At 67.7% G+C, this 6,897-nt stretch carries 4 protein-coding genes; all 4 read left to right on the top strand.

Features of this window, described 5'->3' with window-relative positions; genetic code table 11:
* Positions 1 to 196 precede the first annotated feature (196 nt).
* Positions 197 to 1,546 carry a tyrosine-type recombinase/integrase gene (locus ENE74_RS17885; RefSeq protein WP_127692227.1) on the top strand — a complete coding sequence of 450 codons (1,350 nt, stop codon included), beginning with the start codon at positions 197 to 199 and terminating at the stop codon, positions 1,544 to 1,546.
* Positions 1,543 to 3,330: a hypothetical protein gene (locus tag ENE74_RS17890; RefSeq protein WP_127692228.1), complete on the top strand. Its 1,788-nt coding sequence runs from the start codon at positions 1,543 to 1,545 to the stop codon at positions 3,328 to 3,330. Before ENE74_RS17885 ends, ENE74_RS17890 begins: the two co-directional genes overlap by 4 nt.
* Positions 3,327 to 5,489 (top strand): integrase, encoded by a 2,163-nt coding sequence (locus ENE74_RS17895; protein WP_127692229.1) that lies wholly within the window; start codon positions 3,327 to 3,329, stop codon positions 5,487 to 5,489. Before ENE74_RS17890 ends, ENE74_RS17895 begins: the two co-directional genes overlap by 4 nt.
* 169 nt (positions 5,490 to 5,658) lie before the next feature.
* Complete coding sequence (locus ENE74_RS17900; RefSeq protein ID WP_127692230.1) at positions 5,659 to 6,525, top strand: ArdC family protein; 867 nt, start codon at positions 5,659 to 5,661, stop codon at positions 6,523 to 6,525.
* The last annotated feature ends 372 nt before the right edge of the window (positions 6,526 to 6,897 follow it).

The following is a 6,897-nucleotide window of genomic DNA, read 5'->3' on the forward strand; positions in this document are numbered from 1 at the left end:
GCCTTATCTGGACAGTCTGCGCCGTCCGCAACATTGCATTAGGTCGGCGATGGACGTCCACGGTAGGCAGTAATCAGGCTGGCCGTAGCGCTGACCCAAGAGCTGGCGGAGGCCAGCCTGATTGCTGCCGGGCCATAGGCGCAACGGTGCGAGGTCAGCTTCCGGGTGGGGGGTCCGGGGGGAGGGTTTCGTGCCGGTGTCGATCATTACTGTTTGCGAGCGCCGCGAGGCCAGGGGCCTCGATGCGCATGTGCCGCTGATCCTGCGCGGTGACGCGCTCTATGATCCCGATCTGGATCGCTTCTTTCTCGACCTGCCGCTGTCGGGCGTCCGCTCGCGGCACTCGCTTCGCGCCTATGCCTATGATGTCGTAGTCTGGCTTCGTTTTCTCGATGCCTGCGGCAAGACCGTGTGGGCTGCGACCCGCGACGACGTCGACGCCTATCATCGTGAACGACGCCGCGACGAAGCCGATCACCGGATCACGGCGTCAAGCTGGAACCGCGCCGTCGCCAGCCTCGATCGCCTTTACCGCTGGGGCGAGCAGCAAGGCTTGATCGCCGACGCGCCGTTCAGCCGCCGCGCGGTGTGGCGACCGGCGCAAGGCGGCCGTCGCGGCATGATCGCGACGCGCAACGACGCTTATGAACGTGTCGCCAAGCGGTCGAATGTGCGATTCGTCACGATGGACGACTACCGCATTTTCCGCGAGGTCGGCCTGCGCGGGCTCACCCCTGACGGCACCGAACGCCCCGGCGCTCGTGACCGTAACGGGCTGCGCAACGCACTGTTCGCCGATCTTCTCGTCACCACAGGCCTGCGCCTCGAAGAGGCGTCGGGCTTGCTCACCGCCGAGCTCGCGGCGATTGACCGCGCGGACGGCGATGCCCAACAACTTTGGCTGCCTCTCCCGCCGCCGCTCACCAAGGGCGACCGGGGACGTAGTGTTCTGCTCCCGCGTCGGCTGCTTCGCCAGATCGCCGCCTATGTCGCCGTCGAGCGCGCAGCGGGCGTGACCAAGTTCGCCGCGCGCGATGGCGGGGCCAGCTTCGAGCGACCGATCCCTGTCCCCCGCGCCGGTCTCGACCGCATGCGCGATGTCTGCACTCCGGAGGAACGATGCCGCCTGATCCTGTGCGACGAGGATGGAACGCCCCACGAGCCGGCGGCACTATGGCTGACCGAGGTCGGGCAACCTGTCCGCCCCAACTCGTGGGAGGTGATCTTCACCCGCGCCTGCAACCGGTGCGCGGAGAACGGCTTCCCGCTGTCGATCAGCCCGCACCAGCTTCGCCATACATTCGCGGTCCATATGCTCGCCTTGCTGATCCAGCAACGGCTGCGCGAAGCGACATTGCCGGCGGGGCCGGTGGAGAGCTACCGGCTGATCCTCGGCGACCCGCTGCAACAGGTCCAACGCCTCCTTGGACACGCGAGCCTCACCACCACCTATATCTACCTCGATCATATCGCGACCCGCGCCGATACGGTGGACGCGGCCGTCGAGGAGCTGCTGGCGTTGCTTCCGGGGCCGCAAAGCGTATGAGCGGGCATCCCCGTAAGGGCCGGCCTGTCGCCTTCGCGCCGATCACGCCGGAGCCGCAGAAGCCCGATCCGGTGCTCGGCCTCAAGTTCACCATCGAGGCCCGGCATGGCGGAACGGTCCAGGTTGATATGGCCGCACTCGATCCTCGCCCGCTCGCTATCGCCTTTGCCGGCGCGCTGCGTCGATCAGCAGCGCTCGGCGGCCCCATCGGTGCGGCCAGCGTCATCAAGCAGTATGTGCAGGTCTATCGTCACTTTTTCGCCTGGCTTGGCGATGGTGCGCCGGAGGTGACCGGCGTCAGCGATCTGCGCGCAGTCCATATCGATGGATTCGCCTCCGCGCTTGAACAGCGCGGGATGGGCGCGATCCACCGGCACATATCGGTCGGCAAGATCGTCAACACATTGCGCGCGATCGAGGCAGACCGGCCCGATCGGATCGCGCCCGACCTGCATGAGAGGGTGCGCTACACGCTGGCGACATCGGCGGGCCGCTCGACCCCGCGCGATGCTTATAGCCCCTTCTTCGCCCGCGCGTTGCGCGACGCCGCGAGGACCGATGTCGAAGCGATGTTCCGCCGTCTCGGCGCCGACGACCGCGCCGATGAAGGCGACCCGGTCATCGCCAGGGCGCGCGCCGATGTCGAAGCGATCATCGCGCGGCATGGAGCGATCCCGACAGACCGGCGCGAGGTGCGAGCACTCTATTTCATGCGCTTGCGGCGCGGCCTGCCGTTCAGCACGCTCATCGACGATCTTCATGGCCGGTATCACCTGCTCGCGCGCGACCTGCCGGCGCTGCTCGTGCTGCTGACGCTCGATACCGGCCTCGAGCCCGAGTGCCTGAAGGCGCTGACCATAGATTGTCTCACCAACCCGCATGCCGGCACGGTGGAGCTGCGCTATCTCAAGCGCCGCGCGCGCGGCGCCGAGCACAAGAGCATGCGCATCCGCGACGGCGGGGGCGGCACACCTGGCGGTCTTATTCGTCGTCTGATCGAGGTCACGGCGACTACCCGCAAGCATCTGAACGACGATCGTCTTTGGGTTTATCACAACGCTGGCGGCCTGCGGGCAGGTATCCGCCACCCGACGGAACGGATCGATGCCTGGGTAGCTCAGCACGATATTGTCGATGACGACGGCAAGCCCCTCCACCTGCTGCTCTCCCGGCTCCGCAAGACCCACAAGGCGCTATGGTACACCAAGACCGAGGGGCATATGACCCGCTTCGCGGTCGGCCACTCGCGCGAGGTGGCGGCGCGCCACTATGCCGATCTGCCGTCGCTCCGGTCCCTGCACGAGATGGCCGTCGCCGATGCTTTTCGCGCAGCAGTCGCCGCCGCGATACCGACCGTGCTTCCGCCCACCGCCGAGCAGGCGCTGCGCGAAGCACCCGAACAGGCCGCGCCGCTGATGCCGCCCGATACCGTGGGTCCGTTGCTCGACGGCGAGCAGGATGTCTGGCTCGCCGCCTGCGCGGGCTTCCATAGCAGTCCCTTCGCCGAGGCCGGCTCACCCTGCGCGCAGCCCTTCTGGGGTTGCCTCGATTGTCCCAACGCCGTCATCACCGCGCGCAAGCTCCCCGCGATCCTCGCCTTCCTCGCATTCGTCGAAGAGCAGCGGTTGAGTCTGCCCGCGACCGACTGGGCGACCAAGTTCGGCCGCGTCCATGCTCGCATCACCGCCCAGGTCGTGCCGGCCTTCTCCGATGCCGTCATTGCCGATGCGCGCCGACAGATGGAGAGCGAGCGGCTTTATCTGCCGCCGGAGGTCCGCGCATGACCATGCCCGCCCATGCCCAGGCACCGGCCTTCGACGATCGCCCCGTGCTGGCGAGCGCGCCGCTCAAGGAAGGCCATATCCATGAGGAGCTATCGCGCGTCGGCGACCCGAGCTGGGATCTCGGTCCCGCCGTCTTCCGCGAGAACGCCCGGCGCTGCCACGTTACCGTGCATTTCGACGTGCTCGAACATGCCGATGTGCAGGCGGCGATGCGCGCCTATCTCTACGCCCGCCTCAACGTCGATCTTCCGGGCTACCGCCCGAAGCTGTCGCCGGCGAGCATCCGCCAGGCATTCAACCGCGCACGCCGGTTCTTCGCGTTCGCGCGCTTGGCGCTCGGACGGCTCGACCTTAATCGCATTGATCAGGCTTTGGCCGATGCCTATGTCCGGCACCTTCGGGCCGATCCGGCCCGGCGACCCGTCATCGTCGGCCATCTCCTCGAAGTGGTCTCCGATCTCTATCATTATCGTGACCACTTGCCTGGCGGTGCCCTTGCATTCGAGCCCTGGGCTGGACAGGCCCCCGCCCGCGTAGCAGGCTACCGCCATGTCCGGGAGAACCGCACGCCGCGGTTCCCGGAAGAGGTCATCGCCGCGCTACTCGCCTGGTCGTTGCGCTACATCACCATGTTCGCAGACGATATTCTCGCCGCCCGCCGCGAACTTGCGCGGCTCGAAGCGCGCCGCGATCGCCTTGCCGCCGCCGACGCCGGCCTTCCGGATGCTGATCGCCGGCGACGTCGCCGCACCCGCCTGAAGGCCTATTTCGGTCGCCGACGCCGCGAGGGGCGCGGCGCACCGATCTGGGGCACCGCTCATAATGGCAAGCTGCGCGTCGATCCCAACACCGGCGCCGTGACCCCACCGATCAACGCTCATCTCCTGCATCTCCATGCCGGGATCGACGTGCAGGCCGAACCAGGCGCGCATTTCATGCTGACCGGCGGTGAAGCGAGGTTGATCGACGCAGTGGCGGCCGAGCTAGGGGTAGAGGTCGGGGGCATGGACACGCCGATCTCGATCGATCCCGATAGCGGTCGGCCATGGCGCGAGCGCTTCGACGCGAAGACTCTCGCACATGAGGAACGGATGCTCCAGGCCGCCGCCTATATCGTGTGTGCCTACCTGACCGGCATGCGCGACTGCGAGGTGCAGGCGATGCGGCGCGGGTGCCTCTCGATTGTGCGCAGTGAGGACGGCCTGATCGAGCGGCATCGCATCCGATCGACCATCTACAAGCGCCGGGCGGCCATGGGCGAGGCGGCGAGCTGGGTGACGATCGAGCCGGTCGCAGCCGCGATCGCGGTGCTCGAACGCCTGTCGGCAGGACCAGCGCGCGCCAGCGGCAACGATACGCTCTGGCCGGTGCTGCGCGCGAGCGCCGTCGCCAAGACGCATCTGTCGAGCGAGGTGGTCCGTCAGCTCAACACCTTCCGCGATCACCTCAACACCGCCTTCGGCAGTCCCGCTATGCCGGTCATCCCGCCCGGTCCCGATGGCAAGCCGTGGCGCATCACGACGCGGCAGTTCCGGCGTACGATCGCGTGGCACATTGCCAACCGTCCGTTCGGCACCATCGCCGGCATGATCCAGTACAAGCACGCCTCGGTCGCCGCTTTCGAGGGCTATGCCGGGACCAGCGCATCGGGGTTTCGTGCCGAGGTCGAGGCACAGCGCCGGCTCGGTCAGATTGACGATCTGCTGGACTATTTCGACCGGCGTCAGGGCGGCGCATCACTCGGCGGGCCGGCGGGATCGCGTATCGCGCGGACGCTCGACGATGCCGCCCTCAAGCTCGGGCCATTGCCCACCATGATCGCCGATCGCGCCCGCCTGCGCGTCATGCTCGCCAGCGTTGCGCGCACCTTCCATGTCGGCCCGCTAGCGGATTGCTTCTTCGATCCCGCGACCGCGCTCTGCCTCAAGCGCGTGACAACTCCCGATCCCGCGCAGCCGCTCACCGCCCTGTGCGAGCCGACCCGCTGTCCCAACGCCTGCATCACCGCTCGCCACAGGCCGGCCTGGGACCGCGCGGCTGCCGATGCCAGGGCGCACTTACGCGAACGGCGCATTTCCGATCTCCAGCGTCAGGCGCTCCAGCGCGAGCTGGATCGTCTGACCGCGGTGATTGCCGGGATCGATCCTCCCGCGCCGTAGACCACCCCGGCTGTCGGCGGAGTCCTGCGCCGGTCGGCGCGCCCGCGCAACGGCTTCGCCGTCCTTCGCTTCGCTGCGGCCCTGATGGGTGCGCGAGCCCCCCTTTGCCCGGCGCGAACAGGCCTCCGCCGCCGGGGATGGTCCCCGGCGCGAGAACGGAGAACAGATCATGTCAGCCTCACCACGTATCGACGTCTACGCTCGCGTCACGCAAGCGATCATCGACGCCATCGAAGCCGGCACCGGCACCTTGCGCATGCCGTGGCATCATTCCGGCGCCGACGTCACCCGCCCGACCAACGTTGCCAGCAACAAGCCTTACCGCGGCATAAACACGGTCTCGCTCTGGGCCGCCGCCTATGGCAGCGGCTATGCGAGCGGCGTCTGGGGCACTTATCGCCAGTGGCAGGCGCTCGGCGCGCAGGTCCGCAAGGGCGAGCACGCCAGCCTCGGCGTCCTCTGGAAGGAGTCTCGCGCGAAGGGCGATGACGTCGGCGACGATGACGGCGACCACCGACGGCTTTTCGCCAAGGCGTTCAGCCTGTTCAACGCCGATCAGGTCGAGGGCTATGCGCCTGAACCGGGGCCGGTCCTGCCCGAGAGCGAACGCCTCGCCGCCGCCGAAGCCTTCATCGCCGCCCTCGGCATCGATACCGTCTACGGCTCGGCCAGCGCCTATTATCATATCGCCGAAGACCGCATCCACATGCCGGATTTCAGCGCCTTCCACGATGCCCACGGCTTCTACGCCACCCATATTCATGAGGCAGCCCACGCCAGTGGCGCAGCCCATCGGCTCGACCGGGATTTCAGCGCCAAGTGGACCAGGCACGCGCTCGCAATGGAGGAAGCGACCGCCGAGTTGACCGCATCGTTCTTGCTCGCCGATCTCGGGATCGCGCACGAACCGCGACCCGATCACGCGGCCTATATCGCTTCCTGGCTGCAACTGCTCAAGGACGAGCCCCGGGCGATCTTCACCGCGGCGAGCAAGGCGCAAGCGGCAGCCGACTGGATGCACGCCCAGCAGCCATGATCCAGCAGCGACCAAGGCTGAGCGGTCGATCCCTCGCGGGCTCGGCCGCTTCGTCGCGCATGCCGATGCGCGGGCTTCGCCCGCTCACCAGCGGACGCCGCTGGCGCGGCGGCGCTGATTTTTGGCCTCCCTCGATGCGGGTTTGGTCGGCGCTCCCTGCTAGCCCCGCCACGGCGCGCCGCAAGCCCGGCTTCGCCAAACTGCTCCATTTCATTTCGCCCCTCCGGGTGCGGCCCGCCGCTTGCGCGGGCCTCTCCGGTCGTTCTCGCCGCCCACCCCCGCCTCGGGGGACCCATGGGGTTTTGGGCAGTGCTGGAGGCACCGATGGTTTTTACCTTCCAACCGCCACTTTTAGCTGGACTGTCAGGATAT

It is taken from the genome of Sphingobium algorifonticola (assembly GCF_004005485.1).
In the GTDB taxonomy this organism is placed as follows: Bacteria; Pseudomonadota; Alphaproteobacteria; order Sphingomonadales; family Sphingomonadaceae; genus Sphingobium; species Sphingobium algorifonticola.

Coding starts and splice junctions, on each gene's coding strand:
- ENE74_RS17900 (WP_127692230.1), top strand. CDS start 5,659: ATGTCAGCCTCACCACGTATCGACGTCTACGCTCGCGTCACGCAAGCG.
- ENE74_RS17890 (WP_127692228.1), top strand. CDS start 1,543: ATGAGCGGGCATCCCCGTAAGGGCCGGCCTGTCGCCTTCGCGCCGATC.
- ENE74_RS17895 (WP_127692229.1), top strand. CDS start 3,327: ATGACCATGCCCGCCCATGCCCAGGCACCGGCCTTCGACGATCGCCCC.